This window comes from Rhodococcus sp. NS-SX18 (assembly GCF_057367935.1).
Genome location: NZ_CM170633.1, coordinates 4,020,097 through 4,041,761 on the forward strand (window position 1 = coordinate 4,020,097; position 21,665 = coordinate 4,041,761).

The following is a 21,665-nucleotide window of genomic DNA, read 5'->3' on the forward strand; positions in this document are numbered from 1 at the left end:
CATTCCCATGCCTACTGATACCCGTTCGGCGGATCGTCCAATCGCGTCGGCGACGAGACCGGGAAATCAGCTGCGTGTCAGCACGTCCGAGATCGCCTCGTTCAGCCGCCGCCGCACCCTGCCGCCCACGCCGTGGTCACGCAGAGCTGCGCGGGCCGCGTTCCACCCGCACATGCCGTGCACGCCGCCGCCGGGGTGGGTGGACGACCCGGCCAGGTACACACCCTCGACCGGCGTGCGGGGACCACCGAAGCCGGGCAACGGCCGGAACACGAGCTGCTGGTGGATCTGGGCGGTGCCGCCGTTGACCGCCCCGCCGACCAGGTTCGAGTTGGCGGCCTCGAGGTCGCGGGGGCGTTGCACGCTGCGGTGCACGATCGAGCTCAGCACCCCCGGAGCGTGTGCCTCGAGTTCGGCGTCGACGCGCCGGGCCAGTTCCTCTGCGGAGGCGTCGTCGGCGACACCGCGTGGCAGATGGGTGTACGCCCAGGCGCTTTCCGTCCCCTCCGGTGAGCGCACCGGATCGGAGGTGGTCATCTGACCGAAGATGATGAACGGGTGCTCCGGCACGCGACCGGTTGCCAGGTCGGCCGACCAGCGCACGAGACCGTCGGCGTCGGCGCCGAGATGGACGGTTCCGGCTGTCGCGAGTGCCTGCGAGCGCCACGGAATCGGCCGGTCGAACCCGTAGTTCACCTTCACCACGGGTGTGTCCCACTCGAAGCGCCGCAGGTCGTCGCGGACCGCGGCCGGCACGGCGTCCGCGGGCAGGAGCGAGCCGAACAGCGCCGGCGCGGACACGTCGGCCAGTACCGCCCGCCGGACCCGGAAGCGTTCGCCCTGCTCGGTACGGACCTCGGTGACCGTGCCGCCGCCGACCTCGATGCCGGTGACCTTCCGGTCGCACAGGATCCGCGCCCCGCTGTGTTCGCCGCGACGCGCCAGGGCCGCCGCGAGTTCCCCGGCCCCACCCTCGGGCACCGGATAGCCCACATCCTGCGCGAGCATGGTCAGGACGTACCCCATGATTCCGCTGCCCGCCGAGTCCACGGGGGTGTCGGCGTGCATCGCGTTGCCGAGCAGCAGCAGCCGCGCGTGTTCGCCACCGAACAGTTCCTCGGACATCCGGCGGGCGGGCAGCGCCAGCATCCGGACGAAGCGCAGGGCGTCCGCGGTACCGAGGCGGCGCAGCAGCCCCGCCGGGCCGCGTACGGGTGGAAAGGGCTCGAACAGGGTGCTCAGGAACGGTTCACGGATCTCTTTCCACTGCTCGGTCAGCCGGATCCAGGCGCTGCCGTCGCCGGGATGCCGCCGTTCGAGTTCGGCCGCGGTCGCCGTGACGTCCGGGAAGACCACCGCGGCGTCCTCGTCGTACGGACCGGCGGCGTGCCCGTACACCTTCGGCGCCCGGCGCAGGCGCAACCCGTGTGAGGACAGGTCGAGCGCCCGGAACGCCGGGGAGGCCGCCGCGAGGGGATAGAAGGCGCTGAACAGGTCCATCCGGAAGCCCGGATGCAGTTCCGCCGTGCGGACGGCGCCGCCGACCTCGTGCTGCTCCTCGAGCACCAGGACGTCCCAGCCGGCGTCGGCCAGCACGGCCGCGGCCGTCAGGCCGTTCTGGCCGGCGCCGACGACGACGGCATCGACGGTCTCGGCACTCACTCGCCGACGCCCTTCGGCTCGGTGGCGCGTTCGGCCATGAGGACGAGCCGGCGCAGGCATTCGACGTTGCGCGGCAGCACCAGCCGGGCCTGGATCGCATCGGGAACGAGTTGACCCGGGCCGGCGGCGGCCTGCTCCGCCATCTCGATCCGGCAACCGCCGGGTCGCTCGTGCAGGCGCATGGTGATCTCGGCCTGCCCGGCCGGCCACGCCCGCGCCCGCAACTTCAGCTCCTTCCCGGGAACCGACTCCACCACCTCCGTGTGGTCGTTCAGCAGGGCGGGCCACACCCCCACCGAGTGGTGGATGCGGCTGCCCACCGCCGGCCACGTGTCGTCCACCGCCCGGATACGGGAGGCCCCCACCACCCAGCCCGCGTACGACCAGCCGTCGGCGAGGACGTCCCACACCTGCTGGGGCGTCGCCGTGGTGTCGCGCTGCGCCGTCTCACTCATCCCGATACCCTCTCTCGTCGCTGCGCCGCGAGTGGTCACGGCGGGACGCGGCGCCCGACGGTCCCCCGCCCGAGCAGGGCGCTCATCGTCTCGAGCGGTCCGCGACTGCGCAGGACCGGGCTGTCGGTGCCGGCCTCGGCCTGCATACCCGCGATGGCCTCGCGCCACACCCGGGGGCCCGGGACGGTCGTGTCCCAATCCAGGTCCCGGCGGGCCCGGTCGCAGTTCAGCATCGGGGTGTTGTACGCCAGGTCGATCCAGCCGCCGGCGATCGGTTGCAGGTGGACCTGCCAGGTCGCCTCGACGACGGCCCGCAGCACCTGTCGCGGCACCGGGACGGCCCGCGCCCCGAATGCGCCGGCGATGTCGGCCGCCCGCAGCGGTTCGGGGGCCGCGAGGTTGAACACGCCCGGTACGCGCCGCTCCAGGGCGACGTCGAGGGCGGCGGCCACGTCGTCGGCGTGCACGGCGGGGATCGCCGTTCCGGAATCCACAGGCAGCAAAGGTAGGTGACGAAGCGCCAGGTCGGGCACGTATCCCGGTACCGCGTAGCGTCGCAGCGCGCTACCGCCCGCGTACTGACCGATGAAGCCCGGCCGGAACCGGGTGACGATCGGCGCCACGGCCGCCTCCGCGATGCGCCGGTCGAGCAGCTGCTCCGCCGCGACCTTGTCGACGCTGTAGGCGCACGATTCGATGCCGGTCGCGGGCCACGACTCGTCGACCGCGCGGCCGTACGCCCCGGCCGCGTACACCGCGGCCGAGGACATGTGGACCAGATGCCCGACCCCGGCGGCGAGGACGGCGTCGATCACGGCCGCGGTGCCGTCCACCCCGGTGCGACGCAGGTAGTCCCGTCGGTGCGAGGGCTGGAAGCCCCAGGCCAGATGCACGACGGCGTCGGCGCCGTCGACGACCGGGCGCAGCCGGGTCTCGGCGTCGGGCGCGGCGAGGTCGATGCTGTGCCAGTTCATGTCGCCGTAGGGATCGGTGGCCGGTGGCACGCGGCGGGCGACGGCCACGATCTCCGGCGGTTCCGATCTCAGAGCGAGCCGTCGCAGCAGGGCGGTGCCGACATTGCCGCTGGCGCCGGTGATCACGATGCGCTGTCCCATGATCGCAGGAGTTACCCCCCCGAGCTGCGTCGTACACCCCTCGTGGCAGGTTTCACCCGCCCGGGGACGGGTATGCCCGTGGGCATGACGGGCTCGCAGATGGACATCCTCTATTCCGGGACGGAATCGGCGACGTGGCTGGACGGCCCGGCCGAACTGTTGGGTAGGCAGCTCGAGCGGATCGCGGACACTCCGGTCGGCGCGGTGCTCCACGGCACGCCGGTCGGTCACCCGCTGCATCCGGCACTCGTGACCGTGCCCATCGGGGCATGGACCGCGGCCGTCGCCTTCGACGCCCTGCGGCAACCCGAGGCCGCGCGGCGGCTGATCGGGCTCGGACTGCTGGCGACTCCACCGACGGTCCTGGCCGGCTGGGTCGACTGGGCGCACACCGACACCGTGCAGCGCCGGGTCGGGCTGATCCACGCGGTCGTCAACGGAACCGGAGCGGCCCTCATGGCCCTGTCCTACCGCCGCCGGCGGCGGGGGCCCACCGCCGGCGCGGTGACGCTCAGCGCCGCCGGCGCGGCACTGATCGGGCTGGGCGGCCTGCTGGGCGGTCACCTCGCGTATTCGCTCGGCGCCAACGTGCATCCGGCCGAGGTGCCGAACGCTCCCGCCTACGATCCCGTCCTCGCCGGTTCGCCCGACGGAACGGCCTGACAGGCCGACACCGCGTACGAACCGCACGCCCGTCACCCCGGGCGGCGCACCCATCTCTCCCCGAAGGATCTACATGACTGCCCCGTCCCGCGACGGCAACGACGACAATGCCCCCTCTGCCTTCGTTTTCGCTCCCACCCCCCTGCTCACCGTCACCGTCGAGTCGTCGCCGTCCGACGTCCCCGAACTGCACGTCCATGCCGGCGGCCAGGGCTTCTGGATCGCCCGCATGGCGGTCACTCTCGGCCTGAACGTGCGGCTGTGCGGCACCTTCGGCGGCGAGACCGGTCCCGTCGTCAGCGATCTCATCGCACGCGAGGGCGTGTCGGTGCGACCGGTGTTCACCGCGGGGCAGAACGGCTCGTACGTGCACGACCGCCGCGGCGGCGAGCGCGAGGAGATCGTCGAGGTCCCGCCGCCCACACTCAACCGGCACGAGGCCGACGACCTGTTCGGTGCGGCCTTGTCCGAGGGTCTCGACGCGGACGTGGCGCTGCTCGGCGGCCCGCACTGCGACCAGGCGATACCGCACGACGTCTACACCCGGCTGGCCGCCGACCTGACCGCGATGAACGTCCCCGTCGTCGCCGATCTGTCCGGCCCGACGATGACCGCGGCGCTCGAGGGCGGCCTCGCCGTACTCAAGGTCAGCCACGAGGATCTCATCGAGGACGGGCGGGCGAAGTCCGACGACGTCGACGACCTGATCGCCGCCATGAAGGAACTCGTCGCCCAGGGTGCCCGGAACGTGGTGCTCTCCCGCGCCGGCGACCCGGCACTCGCGCTCGTCGACGACGAACTGATGGAGATCGTCTCGCCGCCGCTGAACATTGCCGACCACCGCGGCGCCGGCGACTCCATGACCGCCGGGATCGGGGCTGCGCTGGCTGCCGGGCGGCCCCTCGCAGAGGCGCTGCGGCTCGGGGCGGCCGCCGGCGCCGTCAACGTCACCCGGCACGGGCTGGCCACCGGACAGCGAGAACTCGTCGACAAGGTCGCCGAGAGCGTCGAGGTCCGGCCGTTCGCGAAGGGCAAGAAGGGGAGGTAGTCCTGTGAGAGCGCTGATCGTCAACGACGACGGGGTGGACAGCCACGGCATTTCGGTGCTCAGCCGGGTGGCGGTCGAGGCCGGTCTCGACGTGGTGGTGGCCGCGCCCCACGCCGAGCGCAGCGGCGCCAGCGCCTCGCTCAGCGCCCTCGAGGAGGACGGCCGGCTCGTCGTCTCGCCGCGCACGTTCCCGGACCTGCCGGACACGACGGTGCTCGCCGTGGAGGCGTCGCCGGCACTGATCGCCTTCGTCTCGATGTACGGCGCCTTCGGTCCCCCACCCGACATCGTGCTCTCCGGGATCAATCACGGCCCCAACACCGGTCATGCGATCCTGCACTCCGGAACGGTCGGCGCGGCGCTGACCGGCGCCAACCACGGCAGTCTGGCCCTGGCCGTGTCCCTGGCGGGATCGGTCCACGAGCACTGGGACGGCGCCGAGGCCGTCGCCCGGCATGCCCTGCAATGGGTGCTGGGTCAGGGCGTGCCGGGCACTGTGCTCAACGTCAACGTGCCCGACATCCCGCTGCACGAGCTGCGCGGGCTGCGCACGGCACCGCTCGCTGCGTTCGGTGCCGTGCAGGCCGACATCGGCGAGTCGGGCCAGACCCCGGACGACGACGACCGCCGGTTCGTGACGGTGACGTTCAGCGACATCCGGGCCGAGGAGTCCGAGGACACGGATGCGGGCCTGCTCGCCCAGGGCTGGGCGACGGCGACGGTGCTGCGGTCGCCTTTCGAGGCCGCCGACGTCGCCACCGAGGATCTGCCGCGCACCGCAGCCGACCTGGGGTGACGCCGGCGGCACCGAACACCGGCGCACCGGTCAGGGCTCGAGCTGGATCTTGATCGCCCCCTCCTGCTTGCGCTGGAAGATCTCGTAGGCGTGCGGGGCGTCCGACAGCGGCAGCCGGTGCGTGGCGAAGGTGTCCACACCGAGCGGATCGTCGTCGGTGAGCAGCGGCATGATCTGCGGCACCCAGTTGTTGACGTTCGCCTGGCCCATCCGCAGCCGGATCTGCTTGTCGAACAGGGTCATCATCGGCATCGGATCGGTCATGCCACCGTATACGCCGCTGAGCGAGATCGTGCCGCCGCGCCGTACCACGTCGATCGCGGTGTAGAGGGCGTGCAGGCGATCGACACCGACGTGGGTCATCAGCGGCGCGGCCAGCGCGGAGGGCAGCAGGCTCGTCGCGGTGTGCATCGCCGACGCGACCGGTGACCCGTGAGCCTCCATGCCGACCGCGTCGATCACCGAATCGGTGCCACGGCCGTCGGTGCGGTCCCGGATCATCTCGCCCAGCGAATTCCCGGCCTCCTTCAGGTCGATGGTCTCGATGCCGCGCGTGGCGGCCCGCGCGAGCCGCTCGGGCACCATGTCGACACCGATCACCCGGTAGCCGCGGTGCACGGCGATCCGCCCGGCCATCTCACCGATGGGTCCGAGGCCGAGTACCGTCACCGAACCACCGTCGGGAACGTGTGCGTACTCCACGGCCTGCCACGCGGTGGGCAGCACGTCGGACAGGTAGACGAACCGCGAGTCCGACGGCCCCTCCGGAACCGAGATGTGGGTCGAATCCGCATGCGGCACACGCAGATACTGCGCCTGGCCGCCAGGAACACTCCCGTACAGCTTCGAGTACCCGAACAGCGCTGCCCCGGAGCCCTGGTCCCGCACCTGCGTGGTCTCGCACTGGGAGAACAGGCCGTCCCCGCACATGAAGCAGCTGCCGCACGAGATCTGGAACGGGATGACCACGCGGTCACCGGGTTTGATTTTCGTGACCTCCGCACCGACCTCCTCGACGATGCCCATGGGTTCGTGCCCGAGGATGTCCCCCGGCGACATGAACGGCCCGAGCACCTCGTACAGGTGCAGATCCGAACCGCAGATGTTGGTGGTCGTCACCCGGATGATCGCGTCGGTGGGCTGTTCGATCTTCGGGTCGGGGACCGTGTCGACGCTCACCTTCCGCTTGCCCTGCCATGTCACTGCCTTCATCGCCGCTCCTCTCGCCCCGGTCGTGCCGGGCTCTTCCAGTCGTGGGCTACGCGGCACAACGCCGGCTCGAACCGCCTACCCGCCAGGACGGGATGCAAACCTCCCTGCGCTACCGCAGCATCGGCGACCAGCGCGAATACCCCGGTCGCAGCTCGACCCGGCCGTCGCCGACCCGGCGCACGTCGCGCCACAGCACGAGGAACGCACCACGGTGTCGCCACCGCAGATACCGGGCGATCAGCGCGGGCCGGACCTCCTCGGTGCGTTCGTAGCCGAGGAACGAGCCACTCGAACACGGGCTGACGAGCACCCCCTCGAGCCGCAGCCGGTTCTGCGGCGACTCCACGAACCGCACGTCGACGGCGAAACCCACGCGACGGCCGTCCGCATCGTGGACCCGCGCCCCGACGAGTTCACTGAGGCGCACGACGACCTCCGGGGAGGCGCGCGACGATGCGGTCCCGGACCCACCGCTCGACCCACAGGTGGTCCAGTCGATCGCCGGACACTCGCAACTCCACCGTGGTGCCCAGGTGGGCGACGTCCGACCAGTCGATCGTGTCGAGTCGCGAATCCGGCGGACGACCACCGAATATCCTTGTAGGAAGCGCGTTTCCGCTCAGAATTGCATGCACCGTCGGCGGCGGCGCGGCGGGGTCGATGTCCGTCCCGGCCTCGACCCCGGCCAGCTCGACATCGTCGACGGTGGTCACCGGCCGGCCGTCGACGTCCACGACCAGCCGGTCGAGCAGATGCAACCGGGCGTCGACGAGCCGGCCGCGCAGCGGCGCCTCGGGCAGCGTTCCGGGTTCGCTCATGCTCCCGCTCCCGTCATCACCAGCAACGGCACCGCTGCGATCGACGCGACGACGATCACCGGAAGGTAGGCGAGGGCGAGTGCGTTGACGACCGGTCCGTTGACGTGTTCTCCCATGTATTCGCGGTCGTTCGCGACCAGGAGGATCGGCAGGTAGGTCAACGGCAGGGCGACCGCCGAGAACACCACCGACACCTCGGTGACCAGAACCGGGTCCACCCCGGTCGCCAGTACCGCGAGACCGACGACCAGGGCGATCATCATCGACACGTGGAAGCGCGCCGCCTCCGCCGGGCGCCGGAACTTGCCCCACGACCAGCCGAAGAACTGCGCGAGCGTGTACCCGCTCGACAAGGTGGTCTCGAGCGCCGCCCCGAAGGTCGCCGCGACGATCCCGACGAGGACGAACGCCAGCGCGAGCGTGCCGCCGGCCACCACGACCGGCATCACGACCTCCGACAGCGACGTCACCTCGATGCCGCGGGGCAGAAGAACCACCGCGGCGCATCCCGCGATCGCGACCGACAGGATCCCACCGAGCGGGAACCCCACCGCCACGTTGATCCGGGAGCGGGCGAGATCGGCGACCGTCCACCGCTCCTCCACCGCGCCGGAGGAGAAGAAGAACACCTCGTACGGGGTCATCGCGGCGCCGAAGAGAGCGACGGCGTAGAACCAGTACACGGCCGTCGACTCGGACTCGGGGACCGCCGGCGCGAATGCCTGACCGGTGAGTTCCCCCCAGTCCGGGCCCGTCAGGAACAGCGCGACGGCGAACACGATCAGACACAGGCCCAGCAGGCCCGTGACGTTCTCCATCACCGAGAACCGCACCCGCCAGATCACGAGCCATACCGCGAACGCCGCCACGGGCATCCACATCAACGGTCCCGTCCCGGCGGCCAGCTGCAGAGCGAGGGCTACGCCGCCGACCTCGGCGGTCAGGGTCAGCAGGTTGATCAGGAACGACGCACCGAGATTGGCCAGCGCCGCGCGCGGACCGAGCCGTTCCCGGATGATCTCGAAGGTCGCGCGACCGCTCACCGCGGCGACGCGCCCGGCCATGTTCGCGTACAGGCAGATGCCGCCGACCCCGAGGACGACGACCCAGGCCAGACCGAGCCCGAACCGTGAGCCCACCACGGCATTGGTGACCATGTCGCCGATGTCGAGGAACCCGCCGATGGCCGTGAGGATTCCGAGGGCGACACCGAGGAGCTTCTTCATCGGCTCCCCTCCGCGAACGCGGACAGGTAGCCGGTGAGATCGGCCAGCCGGCCCGTCACGTCCGCCGCGGACGGGGCTGTGGCGACGGCGTCCGTTCGAGCGCGGGCCTCACCGAGGACGGTCGCGGCGGCGTCGATCCGGTCGAGGAGCGCGGCGCGGTGCGCCGCCTCCTGCCCGGTGGCGACCTCGACCGCAGCCACGGCCGAGTAGGCGGCGAGCACCTCGTCGAGTGCGTCCGACAGCACGGTCACGGCGTGGGCGCGGGTGGTGCGGTGCCCGGCCACCAGTTCCATCGCCAGTTCCGCGGAGGCGGTGGCCGAGGCGGACTGCGCGGCGGCACGCGAGAGGTCGCCCTCCGTGCCACCCGGCAGCCCCGCACAGCTGCCCAGCACCGCGGCGGATGCGACGAGCCATGCCGCGACCGTCCGTCCCACGCTCCCGTGCCCTGCCTCCACCGGATCCACCTCGCAGTCCGATGCCCGCGGGTCCACGAGCGGGCACCTGCCGGATACCGCGTGGCGCCGCGGTCGAAACTCGCAGGCGGACTCAGGACCGGCGCAGCAGCCGGATCACGGCGCGTTCGACGACGGCCCGGGATTCGTCCGGATCGCCACACCTGCCGGCTCGCCGCAGCGCAGCGCGGATCGTGCGGCCGTCCGCCCAGGCCCGCATCACGCGGGGGTCGACGTACGAGGCTCGTGCCACCGCGGGGGTGTTGCCGAGCTCCTCCGAGACCGCACGCATCACGGCCGCCTCGACCCGCGTCCGGCCGCGCCCACTGCCGGGCACGTCGTGCTCGGCGAAGGCCGCGGCGGCAAGCACCGTCGCCCCCCACGTGCGCAGATCCTTCGCACTGCAGTCCTCCCCGGCGAGTTCCTTGAACCGGGCGTTGACGTCGTCCGCGTGCAGCTCGCGGATCGCATCACCGTCGCGGTAGACCAGCAACCGGTCCGATTCGCTGCGGACCCGGCGCAGTGCCCGGACAGCCGTCGCCAGGTCGGCGTCCTCGACCGTGACGACCCTCCGGATGCCGCCCTTGGCCGGATAGTCGAACGTCAGGGTGGTGTCATGCAGCCGCACGTGGCTGCGCAGCAACGTCGCAACCCCATAGGTACCGTTCTCGGCCGCGTACTCCTCCCCGCCCACCCGGAACACGGCCCGGTCCAGCAACCGCAGGGCCACGGCCTCGACCCGGCGCCGCCCCACCCCCCGCCCGGTCAGGTCGGCCTGCACCTGGGCCCGCCAGGACGGAAGCCGGGCCGCCATGGCCAGTACCCGGTCGTGCTTCTCCTCGTCGCGCTCCTCGCGCCACCGCTGGTGGTACAGGTACTGCCGCCGGCCGGCGGCATCGATGCCCACGGCCTGGATGTGCCCGTCGGGGCGGGGGCAGATCCACACCTTGCGCCACGCCGGAGGGATGACGAGCTCGTCGATACGGGCGAGCACGGCCTCGTCGGTCACGCGATTGCCGTCGGCGTCGTGATAGGTGAAGCCGCGGCCGCGGCGCACCCGCCGGATCCCGGGGCCGGAAGTACTGCTCCGCCGCAATCGCATCCCCCTCACTCCTCCCGCCGGCTCCCTGCCCCGCGGATACCCCGGCGGGCACCCGGGCAACCGGAGGTTTCCCGCACGCGGCACCGGGCATACCCCACAGGTGACCTCCCTGTGGCTCTCCCGCACCGATACCGCCCACCTCGACGACACTCCGTGGCCCGAGGGTCCGGCCCGCTTCGACACCCTCGTGGTCGGCGCCGGCCTCACCGGAGTGGTGACAGCTCTCCTGCTCGCGCGCGCCGGACACCGCGTGGCCGTCCTCGAGGCCCGCACGGTCGGCGCCGTCACCACCGGCAACACCACCGGCAAGGTCAGCCTGCTGCAGGGCAGCACGCTCTCGAGTATCGCCCGGGGCCATTCGCGCGACGTCCTGCGCAACTACGTGGCCGGCAACCTCGAGGCCCAACGGTGGGTGGTGCAGCTGTGCCGCGAACGGGACCTGCCGATCGAATCCGCGGCGGCCTACACCTACAGCGCCGGCGAGGAGAGCGCCGCCACGGTGCGCGCCGAGTACGAGGCCTGCCGCGCCGCCGGGCTCGATGCCCGCATGACCACCGAGACGGAACTGCCGTACCCCGTGGCCGCCGCGGTGACGCTGGCCGACCAGTCGCAGATCGATCCGATGCCGTTGCTGCACGAGCTGGTCCGGGAACTCCGGGAGCGCGGTGGCGCGCTGTTCACCGGTTGCCGGGTCCGGAAGGTCCGCTCGGACCGGAACGGCTGCGTGGCCGTCACCGATCGTGGCGACGTGCAGGCCGGGCACATCGTGCTCGCGACGGGGACACCGATCCTCGATCGCGGCGGGTTCTTCGCCCGGCTCGAGCCCCAGCGGTCGTATGCGGCCGCGTTCGAAGTGCCGGGCGACGTCCCGAGCGGCATGTACCTGTCCGTGGATTCGCCGACGCGGTCGCTGCGCACGGCGTACGGAGGGCAGTACTTCCTCGTGGGCGGCAACGGGCACACCGTCGGGCGGGCACACGACCATCGCGGGGCCGCGGACGATCTCGTCGCGTGGACGGGCCGCCACTTCCCCGGCGCGAAAACCGTGGCACGTTGGTCGGCGCAGGATTATTCGACACTCGACCACCTGCCGTACGTGGGTCCGCTGCTGCCCGGCAACGACCGGTTGCTCGTGGGCACCGGCTACGGCAAGTGGGGAATGACGAACGCGGTGGCCGCGGCCCGGTTGCTGTCGGACCGCATCCTCGGCGAGGCGACTCCGGAGTGGGGGTCGGCGTTCCAAGCCTGGAGTCCCACACAGGTTTTCGATCTTCCGGCCGCGACCCGCCTCAATGCCGCCGTGGCGGTGGAGATGACGCGCGGATGGATGCGCGCCGAGTTCTCCGGGGACGGCGCGCCGCCGCCCGCCGGCGGCGGCGAGGTACGCCGGGAGAAGCTCCGTCCGGTCGGGGTGTGCACCGTGGACGGCACCACGCACCGGGTGTCCGCGGTGTGCCCGCACCTGGGCGGGGTGCTGCGGTGGAACGATGCGGAGGCCTCCTGGGACTGCCCGCTGCACGGTTCCCGCTTCGCCGCGGACGGGCGCCTGCTCGAGGGTCCCGCCACCCGGGATCTGCCGCGGGAGTGACGTTTCCCCGTCGCCGGCCTCGGGTACGCGACCGGCGGAACACGACGAAAGGACGACTTGTGATGAGTGACCCAGGAAACGGCCGGCTGGCGGGACGCACCGTGGCCGTCCTCGCGACGAACGGTGTCGAGGAAGTCGAGTTGGTGGAGCCGCGGCGCGCGGTCGAGGAGGCGGGTGGCACGGTGCGCCTGCTGTCGCTCGAACCCGGTGAGATCCAAGCCATGAAGTCCGACGTGAACGCAGCCGGAAGATACCGGGTCGACCAGGCGGTATCGGAAGTGTCGGTGTCGGACTTCGACGCCCTGATCCTGCCCGGTGGCACCACCAATCCCGATCACCTGCGCCAGGACTCCGCCGCCGTCGCGTTCGTGCGGGACTTCGTCGAGTCGGGGCGGCCCGTCGCGGTGATCTGTCACGGGCCCTGGACGCTGGTCGAGGCCGACGTGGTCCGGGGACGGACGCTGACGTCCTACCCGAGTGTCCGCACGGACATCCGCAACGCCGGCGGAAACGTGGTCGACGAGGAGGTGGTCGTCGACGGGAACCTGGTGTCGAGCCGCAATCCGAAGGATCTGCCCGCCTTCTGCACGACCCTCGTCGACGTGTTCGCGAACGCGGAGCAGCACGCCGGTTAGCTCGCGTCACATCACGCGCCGTCGGAGAGAGTGCTCGCTTCCCGAGGCATAATCGTTGCGTGACGGAACCGAGCACGCACACCGGCGACACCCGGACCGACGACGCCTCCGAGCAGGTGTTCGCGAGCGGAAAGCCGCAGCGGGTCGGGAGTTTCCGCTATCTGATCGATGAGGACAAGTGGGAATGGTCGGACGGCGTGGCACGGATGCACGGCTATGCCCCCGGAACCGTGCAGCCGACCACCGACCTGCTGCTGAAGCACAAGCACCCCGACGACCGGGCCCAGGTCGCCGCCATGGTGAGCGCCATGCAGCGCAACGGTGAGCCGTTCAGCGGCCGGCACCGGATCGTCGACGCACACGGCAGGGTCCGACCGGTGGTGGTGATCGGCGACCGCCTCCTCGACGAGCGAGGACGGGTCGTCGGCACGGCCGGGTTCTACGTGGACCTGTCCCACGCCTACGACGACGAGGTCCGTGAAGGCGTCGACGAGGCGGTCTCGGCGCTCACGCAGGACCGTGCCGTCATCGAACAGGCCAAGGGCATGATCATGGCGGTCTACCGGATCCAGGAGGATCACGCCTTCGAGATCCTCGCCTGGCGGTCCCAGGAGACGAATGTCAAGCTCCGTGCGCTCGCCGAGCAACTGGTCCACGACGTCACCACCGGACTCGACGTGCCGGCGGCGTTCCGGAACGAATTCGACCATCTGCTCATGACCGTGCACGAGCGCGTCCCGTCGAAGTCGACTCCCCCGGGCGCCGTCACGGACTCGGCTGCGGAAGTTCGCACTCCACCTTCGGATTGACCCCGGCGTAATTCAGCGGTCCCGCGACGACCGTCACTGCGACGGTGGCGAAGTCGGCGCAGTTCTGCTCGGCTTCCGTGAAGTACCCTCGCTGCCCGGCCGCGATCGCCCCGATCACCAGCCACACCAGCACCACGAACGTCACAATGCGCATCGCTTCTCCTCGGGAGACGAAGACCCGGGAGCCGAACGGCCCCCGGGTCGTGGACGAACGACGGGCGCGACCCAGCGGCCGCTCACCCCGTCACTGCTGATGCGAGCGCTGGCGGGCCTCGTCGACCTCGGCGTCGGCGCGGGCCTTCTCCGCTTCGGCTTCCTTCTTCGCGGCCTCCCGCTGGCTGTCCGCCTTGTCCTGCTGGGCCCGCCCCTCCCGGGTGAGCTCGTCGTTGCCGACGACGGCGCCGGTCGCCTCCTTGGCTTTGCCCTTGACGTCTTCGACGACGCCCTTCACGCCTTCGCTCGGTCCGCTCGTGTTCTCTGCCATGCGACTCTCCCTCGTCGGCGTTCCTCGCTTGCGAGCCAGGAATACCCTCGTCGAACTCCGGCAAACCACTCGGGACTGCGGCGCCTGTAGCTGCGCCGTCTACATCAGGATTCCCACGATCACCACCAGGAAGAGCACCACGATCAGCGCGACCGCGCCGATCGCGAGGATACCGGTGGGCGGGAAGTGGTTCCGAGTGCGCGGCTCGGGTGCCGACAGTCCGGAGGTGGTACCCGAGTCCGGCGGTGTCGAACCAGGTGCCACCCCACCGCCGGGCTCGAGATCGGGCGTCCGGGCAGGGTCGGGATCGGTACTGGCATGTGCCTGCGGATCGGGGATGTTCCGCGGATCTGGGGCGTTCATCACCCACTCCTTTCTCTCGGCGGCCGACCCCGCCGACCGGAGGTGACGTGGCCGGATGGTGCCGTCCGCCTCAGGTGGGTTCCCGGCCCGCCTCCGGCCAAACCGCTGCGCCGGCTCCGGTTACGGCGGGCCGTGCAGGGTATCCGCGGGCCATGACCGAGCCGACGCGGCGCCTCGGCGACCGGCGAGCAGTTTGACGGGATCGGCCGCCGGGCACCCGTTCCACAGGACCGGACATCCGAGAGGAGGAGCGTGATGGCTACCTGCGATACGTGCGGCAACGACTACGACAAGACCTTCACCGTGACCCGGGGCGACGTCTCGGGCACATTCGACAGTTTCGAATGTGCGGCACAGGCGATGGCGCCGCAGTGCGCACACTGCGGTTGCCGCATTCTCGGCCACGGAGTGGAAGCCGACGGCACCATGTTCTGCTGCGCCCACTGCGCCCGGAAATCGGGACAGGTCGCGCTCACCGACCGAGCGTGAGGAGACCGTGAGGAGACACTGTGACACAAGATGTGGAGAAGCGGTGGCGGGATCCCCGCACCGCGCGCTCGGCGGTGCGCTATGCGGCCGTCGTCGTCGTCGCAGCCCTGCTGCTGATGGCGGCGGTCGTGATCTGGGCCGCCGCGAACGATGATCGATGCGCCGACGAGGAATTCCTCGTGTGCACCGATCCGGCGCGGCTCGTCCTGGCCCTCGGCCCCACGGCGATCCTGCTGCTCGGTGCGGTCGGTGCGTTCGTGCAGACCTACCGGGTGTGGCGCTCGGGCGGGACATGGCCGATCTGGCACGGCACGGGCTGGGGGCTGATGATCCTGACCCTGGTGTACGGGACGATTTCGTCCGGCGTTCTCGTCGCGGGGTGAGCCGACGAGACACCGGGCGGGCGTGTTTCGGGAAGACCCGCCCGGGCTATTCCTCCGTCCTGGGGCGTGGCGCCCCGCGCACCCGATGGAGGAACGATGATCCGATCCAGCCCGTATCCCAGGGTGCAGCGCACCCGGATCCAGGGTTACGCCTTCGCGGTCGGCATCGTGTTTCTCCTGATCGGGGCGCTCGGCTTCGTGCCCGGCCTCACCAGCGGGTACGACTCGATGACGCTCGCGGGACAGGAATCGCACGCGCACCTGCTGGGCCTGTTCCGGGTCTCGATCGCCCACAATCTCCTGCACCTCGCCTACGGCGGGGTGGGAATCCTGGCCGCCCGCAAGGTGCGCGCGTCGCGGATCTACCTGATCGCCGGTGGCGCCGCGTACCTGGCACTGTCGGCGTTCGGCATGGTGGTCGGCCACGACAGCGCCGTCAACGTGGTGCCGGTCAACGCGGCCGACAACTGGTTGCACCTGGCATTGGGCGTGCTGTTGCTCGTCCTGGCGGTCGATCCGCGCGGCAACCGTCCCCCGAAGCTCCCGAAGCCGGCCTGATCGGCCGGTGATCGGCGGACAGATGCCACGTCGCGAGAACGGAGCGGATCAGGCCGGCACTCGCAGGGCGTGGATCGCGCTGTCGAGCGTGGCATGCGCGTAGACCGGTTCGCCGAGCACCCGCAGCAACCGATCCACCGCCCGTCCACCGACGAGCGCCCACCGGGAGTTCCGGCGCCGGGCCAGGGTGTCGAGTTCCTCGAACACGGTCAGTCCTGCCGAACCGAAGAAGTCGACGTCCGACAGGTCGAGCACCACACGCGACGACGTGTGCAGCCGGGCTCCCGCGTAACTGCACAATGCGGGAGCGTTGCGCATGTCGAGTTCGCCCGCCACAGCGACCCGGACGAGCGCGGAACTGATTCTCTCGGTGGAGAAATCCGCCCCGGACGAGGTACGGCAGAGCGGCGGCTGATCCGATCGGGTGACCCACAGCGAGGTGACTTTGCGCTGGGTAACGGTAGTCATGAGCTTCCCATCGTCGGGAGAGTGGAAGCGCCGACGGGACGGGACCGCACTGACACCGGCTACCGCGAATACGCGGCACTTCCGAGCCAGGCTGTGTGCTCAACCTCACTCACACCCTACGGCAGTCGCCACGGCACTGCAAAGAACCGGCCTACCAGCTGCAATGCCACTGGCACGGAAACCGTTTCCGCATGATTGAGAACCCCGCGTCGCGGGTAGTCTCGCCAGGAACACCCGCTCGCCCGGGCCCTCAACCTGCCGCAACGGAGAAACGACACACATGGCGAACACGGCATCGATCGATTCGGCCCTCGAACGCACCCATCCCGTAGTGGAGTTGCGGGTGCGCGCGGAACCAGGCCAGCTTCCCGTACTGCGCGCGGTCGCCGCCGCTATCGCCATCCAGCAGGGCTTCGACCTCGATGCAGTGGCCGACGTCAAGCTCGCGATCGACGAGGCGGGCACCCGGCTCATCACCCGGGCTCCGGAAGGTGCGACGTTGTCGTGCCGGTTCCAGGCGATGCCGCCTGCACTGCGGATCAGCGCGTCTGCTCTCACGGTCGACGGTGGACTGACCGCGGATTCGCGGACCTTCGGGTGGCATGTACTCAATGCGCTCGCCGACTCCGTCGACGTGAAGGTGGACGAGACCGACGAGGGATCCGTCACCACCATCGACGTCTCCCTGACCGACAGCAGCGCTGTTCTGTGACGGGGACCGGCGCCCAACGGCGCAGCGGCCGAGCCGCCGACGAATACGCCGACGTCATCCCTCTCTTCGAGAAGATGGTGACGCTCGGCGAGGACGATCCTGCACGCGGAACCATGCGCGACAGCCTGGTCGAACGGTGCCTGCCGCTCGCGGAACACATCGCCCGCCGATTCGACGGCCGCGGCGAGGCGTTCGACGATCTTCTGCAGGTTGCCCGCCTCGGCCTGGTCAACGCCGTGGACCGGTTCGATCCCGAGCGCGGCTCGGACTTCGTGTCCTTCGCGGTTCCGACCATCATGGGCGAGGTGCGCCGCCACTTCCGCGACGCCGGTTGGGCGGTACGCGTGCCGCGCCGGATGAAGGAGATGCACCTGGCGCTGAGCAAGGCGACCGGGGAACTCTCGCAGCGCCTCGGCCGTGCCCCCACGGCGGCCGAACTCGCAGCGGAACTGGGACTCGATCCCGAAGAGGTCGCGGAAGGCCTCGTCGCCGGCAACGCATACCAGGCGGTCTCGGTCGACCGGCCTGCCCCGGCCGGGGACGACGGCGTCACCCTTGCGGACACTCTCGGCGACTACGACGCCGCGCTCGCGCACGTGGAGAACCACGAAGCGCTGCGTCCGCTGCTGGCCGCGCTGCCGGAACGCGAGCGCACGGTCGTGCTGCTGCGTTTCTTCGGGAACATGACCCAGACCCAGATCGCCGAACGGGTCGGTGTGTCCCAGATGCACGTGTCACGACTGCTGACGAAAACCCTCGCCCAGCTGCGTGAACAACTGGGCGAGGGCTTCTAGACCGAGGGTCGCTCTTCGTCCCCGGGTCACTGCTTCCCGGGCCAGGTGCCGGTGACGCGGCGGAAGCCGACCGCACTCGCGCGGTTCGCCGCCGCGCTCACCGCACCGAAGATCGCTCCCTGCACGGCGGCGGAGACCAGCACCTCACGCCACCCGAAGCGGCTGTCCATGGCCTCCGGCGGATCGTCCTGGCCGGCACCGAGCGCCCACACCTTCCGGAACACCATGCCGGCGGCCACACCCGCCAGAGAACTGACTACGAGGCTCACGGGCCGGTACAACGCCTTCTTCACATTTCCTCCACGTCTCGAGGTACGAGGCGGGAGTACCCGGCCGTCGCGGTCTCACACCTGCCGGACTGCTCAGATGGTGGTGGCATCGATGACGAAGCGGTAGCGCACGTCGCTCGCCACGACCCGGTCGTACGCCTCGTCGATCCGGTCGGCCGGGACGACCTCGATCTCGGCGCCGATCCCGTGTTCGGCGCAGAAGTCGAGCATCTCCTGGGTTTGCGGGATGCCGCCGACCATGGAGCCGGCGAGACTGCGGCGGTTCCGGGCGAGCGAGAACGCCCGGAGCGTGAGCGGGTGTTCGGGCAGGCCCAGCTCGACGAGGGTGCCGTTGCGGGCGAGCAGCGACAGGTAGGCATCCATGTCGAGATTCACCGACACGGTGTTGACGATCAGGTCGAATGTGTCCCGCAGATCCACGAAGGTCTGCGGATCGGTCGTGGCGCGGTAGTCGACGGCGCCGAACCGCAGCCCGTCCTCCCGCTTGGCCAGCGAATGCCCCAGCACGGTCACCTCCGCACCCATTGCCGCGGCGATCTTCACGCCGACGTGGCCGAGACCGCCCATGCCGATGACGGCGACCTTCCTGCCCGGTCCGGCGCCCCAGTGCCGGAGCGGAGAGTACAGGGTGATGCCCGCGCAGAGCAGCGGCGCCGCCGCATCGAGCGCCAGGCCGTCGGGGATCTTCAGGACGAAGTGCTCGGTGACGACGATATGGGTGGAGTATCCGCCCTGAGTCACCTCGCCGTCGCGGCCGACCGCGTTGTAGGTGCCGGTGACCCGCTCGGTGCAGTACTGCTCGTCGCCGCTGGTGCAGGCCTCGCACTCGAGGCACGAGTCGACGAAGCAGCCCACGCCGACCCGGTCGCCGACCGCATGCCTGGTGACGTCGGAGCCGACAGCGCTCACCACCCCGACGATCTCGTGGCCGGGGACGACCGGGTAGCGGGTGCCGCCCCACTCGTTGCGGGCGGTGTGGATGTCGGAATGGCAGATCCCGGCGTACCGGATCTCGATGAGCACGTCGAGGGGACCGAGCTCGCGCCGCTCGATGGTGGTCTTGACGAGGGGGCTGTCCGCCGTGGTGGCGGCGTACGCAGCAACGGTAGTCATGCGTTCATGCCTACCTGCCGGCGCGCCGACGCGCACCCGCGGGGCTGCTCGCGGGTGCGCGTCGGCGGTGCTTTCCGGTCGCTACTGTCCGGCCGCTACTGTCCGGCCGCGCGGCGCCGCAGCCGGCGTGCGGCGGCGACGAGGTTGCGCAGCGACGGCTCGAGCTGCCAGTAGTGCCGGGTCTTGAGCCCGCCGTCCGGATTGGCCCACAGCCGGTCGAGTTCGACGGATTCCGCAGCGGTGCTGAGCAGTTCGTCGAGCTCGTCGATGTCGGGAATGCGCGCCGATCGGCTCTCGTAGACACCGGGCCCGACACCGTGCGTGAGCGCCTTGTCCTTGATGGCCTCGAGCACCCAGCGGATCGAACGGGTCGCGACGATCGCCGTGACGTCCGCGTCGAGCCGTTCGATCGCGTCGACCACCGACGCCTGACCGGAGTAGGTCAGGTGCGTGTGGATCTGCGTCTCGGGCTTGGCGCCGCCCGTCGCGAGCCGGAATGCGTCGACCGCCCAGTCCAGGTACTCGGCCCGGCCGTCCTGCCGCAACGGCAGCAGTTCCCGGATCGCGGGCTCGTCCACCTGGATGATCGCGATGCCGGCCCGCTCGAGATCGGCGATCTCGTCGCGGATCGCCAGCGCCAGCTGGTCGGCCGTCTCGTGCAACGGCTGGTCCTGGCGCACATACGACCGGGCCAGCATCGTGACCGGACCGGTGAGCATGCCCTTGACCGGCTTGTCGGTCAGCGACTGCGCGAACGCGATCCACTCCACCGTCATCGGCTTCGGCCGCACGATGTCGCCGTAGAGGATCGGCGGCCGCGTGCACCGCGACCCGTAGGCCTGCACCCAGCCGAAGTGCGTCGTGGCGAAGCCCTCGAGCAGTTCGGCGAAGTACTGGATCATGTCGTTGCGCTCGTGCTCGCCGTGGACGAACACGTCGAGACCGATGTCCTCCTGCAACCGGATGGTGGACTCGATCTCCTCCTGGATGCGCTTGACGTAGTCGTCCCACGACATGCGCCCCTCACCCAGCTCGTAGCGGGCCTTGCGGATCTCGGCCGTCTGAGGGAACGAGCCCAGGGTGGTCGCCGGCACCGGGGGCAGCTTCAGGCGCTCCTGCTGCGCGGCGCGGCGCTCCTCGTACGGGACCCGGCGGCGGTGTTCGGGGCGCAGGGCGTTGACGCGGGCGCGGATCGTGTGCTTCTGCTTGAAGTGCACCGAGGTCGGCGGCTTGCGCCACCGCTCCTCCGCCCCGGTGGTCAGTGCCTTGGCGAGCGAGACCACCTCGCCCACCTTCTGCTTGGCGAACGCCAGCCGGTCCGCCACGTCGCCCGGGATGTCGTACTCGGCGAGCACGTCGTAGGGCACGTGCAGCAGCGAGCACGACGTGGAGACCACCAGGTCGGGCGCAACGGCCGCGAGGCTGCTCAGGTATTCGAGAGTGCGGTGCCGATCGGCCTTCCACACGTTGCGGCCGTCGACGACCCCCGCATAGATCCGTTTGCGCTTGAGTCCCGGCACCGCGGCCAGCTCCTCGGCGCTCATCCGGCCGTTGACCAGGTCGAGACCGATGGCCTCGACCTTGGTGGCAGCGAGGAGGGGCAGCGCCTCGCCGAGGTGGCCGTAGGGGCCGGTGACGAGCAGGCGCGGGCGCAGCGGCGCGTGGGAGAGAGTGTCGTAGGCCCGCGCGAACGCCTCGAGCTCCTGCGGGGTGCGATCCTCGGTGAAGGACGGCTCGTCGAGCTGCACGCACCAGGCGCCGGCGCGCGCGAGTTCCGCGAACAGCTTCTCGTACTCCGGCAGCAGCCGGTCGAGCAGGTCGAGCGTGGAGAACCCGTCCTGCTCGGACGTCTCCGAGACCTTGGACAGCAGCAGCAGGGACATCGGGCCGAGCACGACCGGGCGCAGCTCGATGCCACGGGCCTTGGCGCGCTCGAACTCGTCGAGTACCGCCGCCGAGTTCAGGGCAAAGGTGGTGGTCTCGTCGAGCTCGGGCTGCCGGTAGTGGTAGTTGCTGCCGAACCAGCGGACCAGCTCGAGCGGCGGGAAGTCCTCACGGCCCCGGCACAGCGTGAAGTAGAGGTCGAGTGGATCGAGCTCGCCGACGAGCGGGCGGAACCGCTCGGGGATCGCACCGAACAGCAGTGCGTTGTCGAGCACGTGATCGTAGTAGGAGAACGTGTTGCCCGGCACCTGGGTGAGTCCGGTGGCGGCGAGTTCGCTCCAGGTGGACTCCTGGATCTCGCGGGCCACCGCGACGAGTTCGTCGCGCGTGCCGGTACCGTGCCAGTAGGCCTCGAGCGCACGCTTGAGTTCACGGCGGGGTCCGATGCGCGGATACCCGAGAATGCTGGAGCCGTATCCGTCTGCATTGCTGGCCATCAGGGGTCGACCTTTCCCTCGATGCACCTCGCGCCCGTGCCCCGACAGC

The 21,665-nt window shown here is 70.6% G+C and carries 27 protein-coding genes; 11 read left to right on the forward strand and 16 right to left on the reverse strand.

Annotated elements, in window-relative coordinates; all coding sequences use genetic code 11:
• Positions 1–66 precede the first annotated feature (66 nt).
• The 3 genes from AC2IPW_RS18445 to AC2IPW_RS18455 are packed head-to-tail and all read right to left on the reverse strand — an operon-like array spanning position 67 to position 3,232.
• Complete coding sequence (locus tag AC2IPW_RS18445; RefSeq protein ID WP_486375341.1) at positions 67–1,662, reverse strand: phytoene desaturase family protein; 1,596 nt, start codon at positions 1,660–1,662, stop codon at positions 67–69.
• A complete protein-coding gene (locus AC2IPW_RS18450; RefSeq protein WP_054371742.1) occupies positions 1,659–2,117 on the reverse strand; it encodes an SRPBCC family protein in 459 nt (152 codons plus the stop codon). The genes AC2IPW_RS18445 and AC2IPW_RS18450 overlap by 4 nt, the downstream gene beginning before the upstream one ends.
• A 35-nt stretch (positions 2,118–2,152) precedes the next feature.
• Positions 2,153–3,232 carry an NAD-dependent epimerase/dehydratase family protein gene (locus AC2IPW_RS18455; RefSeq protein WP_486375342.1) on the reverse strand — a complete coding sequence of 360 codons (1,080 nt, stop codon included), beginning with the start codon at positions 3,230–3,232 and terminating at the stop codon, positions 2,153–2,155.
• A 72-nt stretch (positions 3,233–3,304) separates the two neighbouring features.
• On the opposite strand from AC2IPW_RS18455, the gene AC2IPW_RS18460 reads away from it, so the two are divergent.
• From AC2IPW_RS18460 to surE, 3 genes are all read left to right on the forward strand, one after another.
• On the forward strand, positions 3,305–3,895 hold the full coding sequence (locus tag AC2IPW_RS18460; RefSeq protein ID WP_416061553.1) for a DUF2231 domain-containing protein: 591 nt from the start codon (positions 3,305–3,307) through the stop codon (positions 3,893–3,895).
• Positions 3,896–3,968: 73 nt separating this feature from the next.
• Positions 3,969–4,943, forward strand: a complete 975-nt coding sequence (locus tag AC2IPW_RS18465) for a PfkB family carbohydrate kinase (RefSeq protein ID WP_416061554.1) — start codon at positions 3,969–3,971, stop codon at positions 4,941–4,943.
• Positions 4,944–4,947: 4 nt separating this feature from the next.
• Positions 4,948–5,739 carry a 5'/3'-nucleotidase SurE gene (gene surE, locus AC2IPW_RS18470; protein ID WP_054371739.1) on the forward strand — a complete coding sequence of 264 codons (792 nt, stop codon included), beginning with the start codon at positions 4,948–4,950 and terminating at the stop codon, positions 5,737–5,739.
• A 30-nt stretch (positions 5,740–5,769) separates the two neighbouring features.
• Here the strand turns inward: surE and AC2IPW_RS18475 are convergent, their stop codons facing one another.
• The 6 genes from AC2IPW_RS18475 to AC2IPW_RS18500 form a co-directional block, all read right to left on the reverse strand.
• Positions 5,770–6,951 (reverse strand): zinc-dependent alcohol dehydrogenase, encoded by a 1,182-nt coding sequence (locus AC2IPW_RS18475; protein ID WP_450121006.1) that lies wholly within the window; start codon positions 6,949–6,951, stop codon positions 5,770–5,772.
• A gap of 109 nt (positions 6,952–7,060) precedes the next feature.
• Positions 7,061–7,378 (reverse strand): PRC-barrel domain-containing protein, encoded by a 318-nt coding sequence (locus AC2IPW_RS18480; protein ID WP_237210752.1) that lies wholly within the window; start codon positions 7,376–7,378, stop codon positions 7,061–7,063.
• Positions 7,365–7,769: a hypothetical protein gene (locus tag AC2IPW_RS18485; RefSeq protein WP_237210751.1), complete on the reverse strand. Its 405-nt coding sequence runs from the start codon at positions 7,767–7,769 to the stop codon at positions 7,365–7,367. The genes AC2IPW_RS18480 and AC2IPW_RS18485 overlap by 14 nt, the downstream gene beginning before the upstream one ends.
• Positions 7,766–8,995, reverse strand: coding sequence for an NRAMP family divalent metal transporter (locus tag AC2IPW_RS18490; protein ID WP_289382371.1), 1,230 nt, complete (start codon positions 8,993–8,995; stop codon positions 7,766–7,768). The genes AC2IPW_RS18485 and AC2IPW_RS18490 overlap by 4 nt, the downstream gene beginning before the upstream one ends.
• Entirely contained in the window at positions 8,992–9,450 is a 459-nt protein-coding gene (locus AC2IPW_RS18495; RefSeq protein WP_486375343.1) for a hypothetical protein, read from the reverse strand. The genes AC2IPW_RS18490 and AC2IPW_RS18495 overlap by 4 nt, the downstream gene beginning before the upstream one ends.
• 91 nt (positions 9,451–9,541) lie before the next feature.
• The gene (locus AC2IPW_RS18500; protein WP_486375344.1) at positions 9,542–10,549 is read right to left on the reverse strand and encodes a DNA topoisomerase IB; all 1,008 of its coding nucleotides are present in this window, start codon (positions 10,547–10,549) and stop codon (positions 9,542–9,544) included.
• Between the two features lie 100 nt (positions 10,550–10,649).
• Here AC2IPW_RS18500 and AC2IPW_RS18505 point away from each other — a divergent pair, with 100 nt between their 5' ends.
• The 3 genes from AC2IPW_RS18505 to AC2IPW_RS18515 all read left to right on the forward strand — a co-directional run bounded on the left by AC2IPW_RS18505 (position 10,650) and on the right by AC2IPW_RS18515 (position 13,581).
• Positions 10,650–12,137: an FAD-dependent oxidoreductase gene (locus tag AC2IPW_RS18505; protein ID WP_486375345.1), complete on the forward strand. Its 1,488-nt coding sequence runs from the start codon at positions 10,650–10,652 to the stop codon at positions 12,135–12,137.
• Between the two features lie 62 nt (positions 12,138–12,199).
• A complete protein-coding gene (locus tag AC2IPW_RS18510) occupies positions 12,200–12,772 on the forward strand; it encodes a type 1 glutamine amidotransferase domain-containing protein (protein WP_003937478.1) in 573 nt (190 codons plus the stop codon).
• Between the two features lie 59 nt (positions 12,773–12,831).
• Positions 12,832–13,581, forward strand: coding sequence for a PAS and ANTAR domain-containing protein (locus tag AC2IPW_RS18515; protein ID WP_054371733.1), 750 nt, complete (start codon positions 12,832–12,834; stop codon positions 13,579–13,581).
• Here AC2IPW_RS18515 and AC2IPW_RS18520 read toward each other — a convergent pair.
• The 3 genes from AC2IPW_RS18520 to AC2IPW_RS18530 all read right to left on the reverse strand — a co-directional run bounded on the left by AC2IPW_RS18520 (position 13,538) and on the right by AC2IPW_RS18530 (position 14,428).
• Positions 13,538–13,735, reverse strand: coding sequence for a hypothetical protein (locus tag AC2IPW_RS18520; RefSeq protein ID WP_416061561.1), 198 nt, complete (start codon positions 13,733–13,735; stop codon positions 13,538–13,540). The two genes, AC2IPW_RS18515 and AC2IPW_RS18520, sit on opposite strands and share 44 nt — an antisense overlap.
• A 90-nt stretch (positions 13,736–13,825) precedes the next feature.
• Complete coding sequence (gene mbp1 / locus AC2IPW_RS18525; protein ID WP_003937475.1) at positions 13,826–14,065, reverse strand: microaggregate-binding protein 1; 240 nt, start codon at positions 14,063–14,065, stop codon at positions 13,826–13,828.
• Positions 14,066–14,164: 99 nt separating this feature from the next.
• A complete protein-coding gene (locus AC2IPW_RS18530) occupies positions 14,165–14,428 on the reverse strand; it encodes a DUF6480 family protein (protein WP_486375346.1) in 264 nt (87 codons plus the stop codon).
• A 255-nt stretch (positions 14,429–14,683) separates the two neighbouring features.
• Between AC2IPW_RS18530 and AC2IPW_RS18535 the strand changes: the two genes are divergently transcribed.
• The 3 genes from AC2IPW_RS18535 (at position 14,684) to AC2IPW_RS18545 (ending at position 15,858) form a co-directional block, all read left to right on the forward strand.
• Positions 14,684–14,917 (forward strand): hypothetical protein, encoded by a 234-nt coding sequence (locus AC2IPW_RS18535; protein WP_003937473.1) that lies wholly within the window; start codon positions 14,684–14,686, stop codon positions 14,915–14,917.
• Between the two features lie 20 nt (positions 14,918–14,937).
• Positions 14,938–15,300 (forward strand): hypothetical protein, encoded by a 363-nt coding sequence (locus AC2IPW_RS18540; protein ID WP_486375347.1) that lies wholly within the window; start codon positions 14,938–14,940, stop codon positions 15,298–15,300.
• 96 nt (positions 15,301–15,396) lie between these two features.
• On the forward strand, positions 15,397–15,858 hold the full coding sequence (locus AC2IPW_RS18545; protein WP_486375348.1) for a DUF4383 domain-containing protein: 462 nt from the start codon (positions 15,397–15,399) through the stop codon (positions 15,856–15,858).
• 48 nt (positions 15,859–15,906) lie between these two features.
• Here AC2IPW_RS18545 and AC2IPW_RS18550 read toward each other — a convergent pair whose 3' ends face one another.
• A complete protein-coding gene (locus AC2IPW_RS18550) occupies positions 15,907–16,326 on the reverse strand; it encodes an STAS domain-containing protein (protein ID WP_486375349.1) in 420 nt (139 codons plus the stop codon).
• 280 nt (positions 16,327–16,606) lie between these two features.
• On the opposite strand from AC2IPW_RS18550, the gene AC2IPW_RS18555 reads away from it, so the two are divergent.
• On the forward strand, positions 16,607–17,038 hold the full coding sequence (locus tag AC2IPW_RS18555; protein ID WP_003937469.1) for an ATP-binding protein: 432 nt from the start codon (positions 16,607–16,609) through the stop codon (positions 17,036–17,038).
• Entirely contained in the window at positions 17,035–17,832 is a 798-nt protein-coding gene (locus tag AC2IPW_RS18560) for a SigB/SigF/SigG family RNA polymerase sigma factor (protein WP_003937468.1), read from the forward strand. Before AC2IPW_RS18555 ends, AC2IPW_RS18560 begins: the two co-directional genes overlap by 4 nt.
• Before the next feature lie 26 nt (positions 17,833–17,858).
• On the opposite strand, the gene AC2IPW_RS18565 is transcribed toward AC2IPW_RS18560, so the two are convergent.
• From AC2IPW_RS18565 to metE, 3 genes are all read right to left on the reverse strand, one after another.
• Positions 17,859–18,125, reverse strand: coding sequence for a DUF4235 domain-containing protein (locus AC2IPW_RS18565; protein WP_003937467.1), 267 nt, complete (start codon positions 18,123–18,125; stop codon positions 17,859–17,861).
• A gap of 69 nt (positions 18,126–18,194) precedes the next feature.
• Positions 18,195–19,235 carry an NAD(P)-dependent alcohol dehydrogenase gene (locus AC2IPW_RS18570; RefSeq protein WP_486375350.1) on the reverse strand — a complete coding sequence of 347 codons (1,041 nt, stop codon included), beginning with the start codon at positions 19,233–19,235 and terminating at the stop codon, positions 18,195–18,197.
• 95 nt (positions 19,236–19,330) lie between these two features.
• Complete coding sequence (gene metE, locus AC2IPW_RS18575) at positions 19,331–21,616, reverse strand: 5-methyltetrahydropteroyltriglutamate--homocysteine S-methyltransferase (RefSeq protein ID WP_289378561.1); 2,286 nt, start codon at positions 21,614–21,616, stop codon at positions 19,331–19,333.
• Positions 21,617–21,665: the final 49 nt, after the last annotated feature.

Excerpts from the sequence above, each read along its gene's own strand:
- mbp1 (WP_003937475.1), bottom strand. The coding sequence starts at position 14,065 with ATGGCAGAGAACACGAGCGGACCGAGCGAAGGCGTGAAGGGCGTCGTC.
- AC2IPW_RS18460 (WP_416061553.1), top strand. The coding sequence starts at position 3,305 with ATGCCCGTGGGCATGACGGGCTCGCAGATGGACATCCTCTATTCCGGG.
- AC2IPW_RS18475 (WP_450121006.1), bottom strand. The coding sequence starts at position 6,951 with ATGAAGGCAGTGACATGGCAGGGCAAGCGGAAGGTGAGCGTCGACACG.
- AC2IPW_RS18555 (WP_003937469.1), top strand. The coding sequence starts at position 16,607 with ATGGCGAACACGGCATCGATCGATTCGGCCCTCGAACGCACCCATCCC.
- AC2IPW_RS18450 (WP_054371742.1), bottom strand. The coding sequence starts at position 2,117 with ATGAGTGAGACGGCGCAGCGCGACACCACGGCGACGCCCCAGCAGGTG.
- AC2IPW_RS18530 (WP_486375346.1), bottom strand. The coding sequence starts at position 14,428 with ATGAACGCCCCAGATCCGCGGAACATCCCCGATCCGCAGGCACATGCC.
- AC2IPW_RS18550 (WP_486375349.1), bottom strand. The coding sequence starts at position 16,326 with ATGACTACCGTTACCCAGCGCAAAGTCACCTCGCTGTGGGTCACCCGA.
- AC2IPW_RS18535 (WP_003937473.1), top strand. The coding sequence starts at position 14,684 with ATGGCTACCTGCGATACGTGCGGCAACGACTACGACAAGACCTTCACC.
- AC2IPW_RS18500 (WP_486375344.1), bottom strand. The coding sequence starts at position 10,549 with ATGCGATTGCGGCGGAGCAGTACTTCCGGCCCCGGGATCCGGCGGGTG.
- AC2IPW_RS18545 (WP_486375348.1), top strand. The coding sequence starts at position 15,397 with ATGATCCGATCCAGCCCGTATCCCAGGGTGCAGCGCACCCGGATCCAG.
- metE (WP_289378561.1), bottom strand. The coding sequence starts at position 21,616 with ATGGCCAGCAATGCAGACGGATACGGCTCCAGCATTCTCGGGTATCCG.
- AC2IPW_RS18520 (WP_416061561.1), bottom strand. The coding sequence starts at position 13,735 with ATGCGCATTGTGACGTTCGTGGTGCTGGTGTGGCTGGTGATCGGGGCG.
- AC2IPW_RS18455 (WP_486375342.1), bottom strand. The coding sequence starts at position 3,232 with ATGGGACAGCGCATCGTGATCACCGGCGCCAGCGGCAATGTCGGCACC.
- AC2IPW_RS18510 (WP_003937478.1), top strand. The coding sequence starts at position 12,200 with ATGAGTGACCCAGGAAACGGCCGGCTGGCGGGACGCACCGTGGCCGTC.
- AC2IPW_RS18490 (WP_289382371.1), bottom strand. The coding sequence starts at position 8,995 with ATGAAGAAGCTCCTCGGTGTCGCCCTCGGAATCCTCACGGCCATCGGC.
- AC2IPW_RS18465 (WP_416061554.1), top strand. The coding sequence starts at position 3,969 with ATGACTGCCCCGTCCCGCGACGGCAACGACGACAATGCCCCCTCTGCC.
- AC2IPW_RS18570 (WP_486375350.1), bottom strand. The coding sequence starts at position 19,235 with ATGACTACCGTTGCTGCGTACGCCGCCACCACGGCGGACAGCCCCCTC.
- AC2IPW_RS18485 (WP_237210751.1), bottom strand. The coding sequence starts at position 7,769 with ATGAGCGAACCCGGAACGCTGCCCGAGGCGCCGCTGCGCGGCCGGCTC.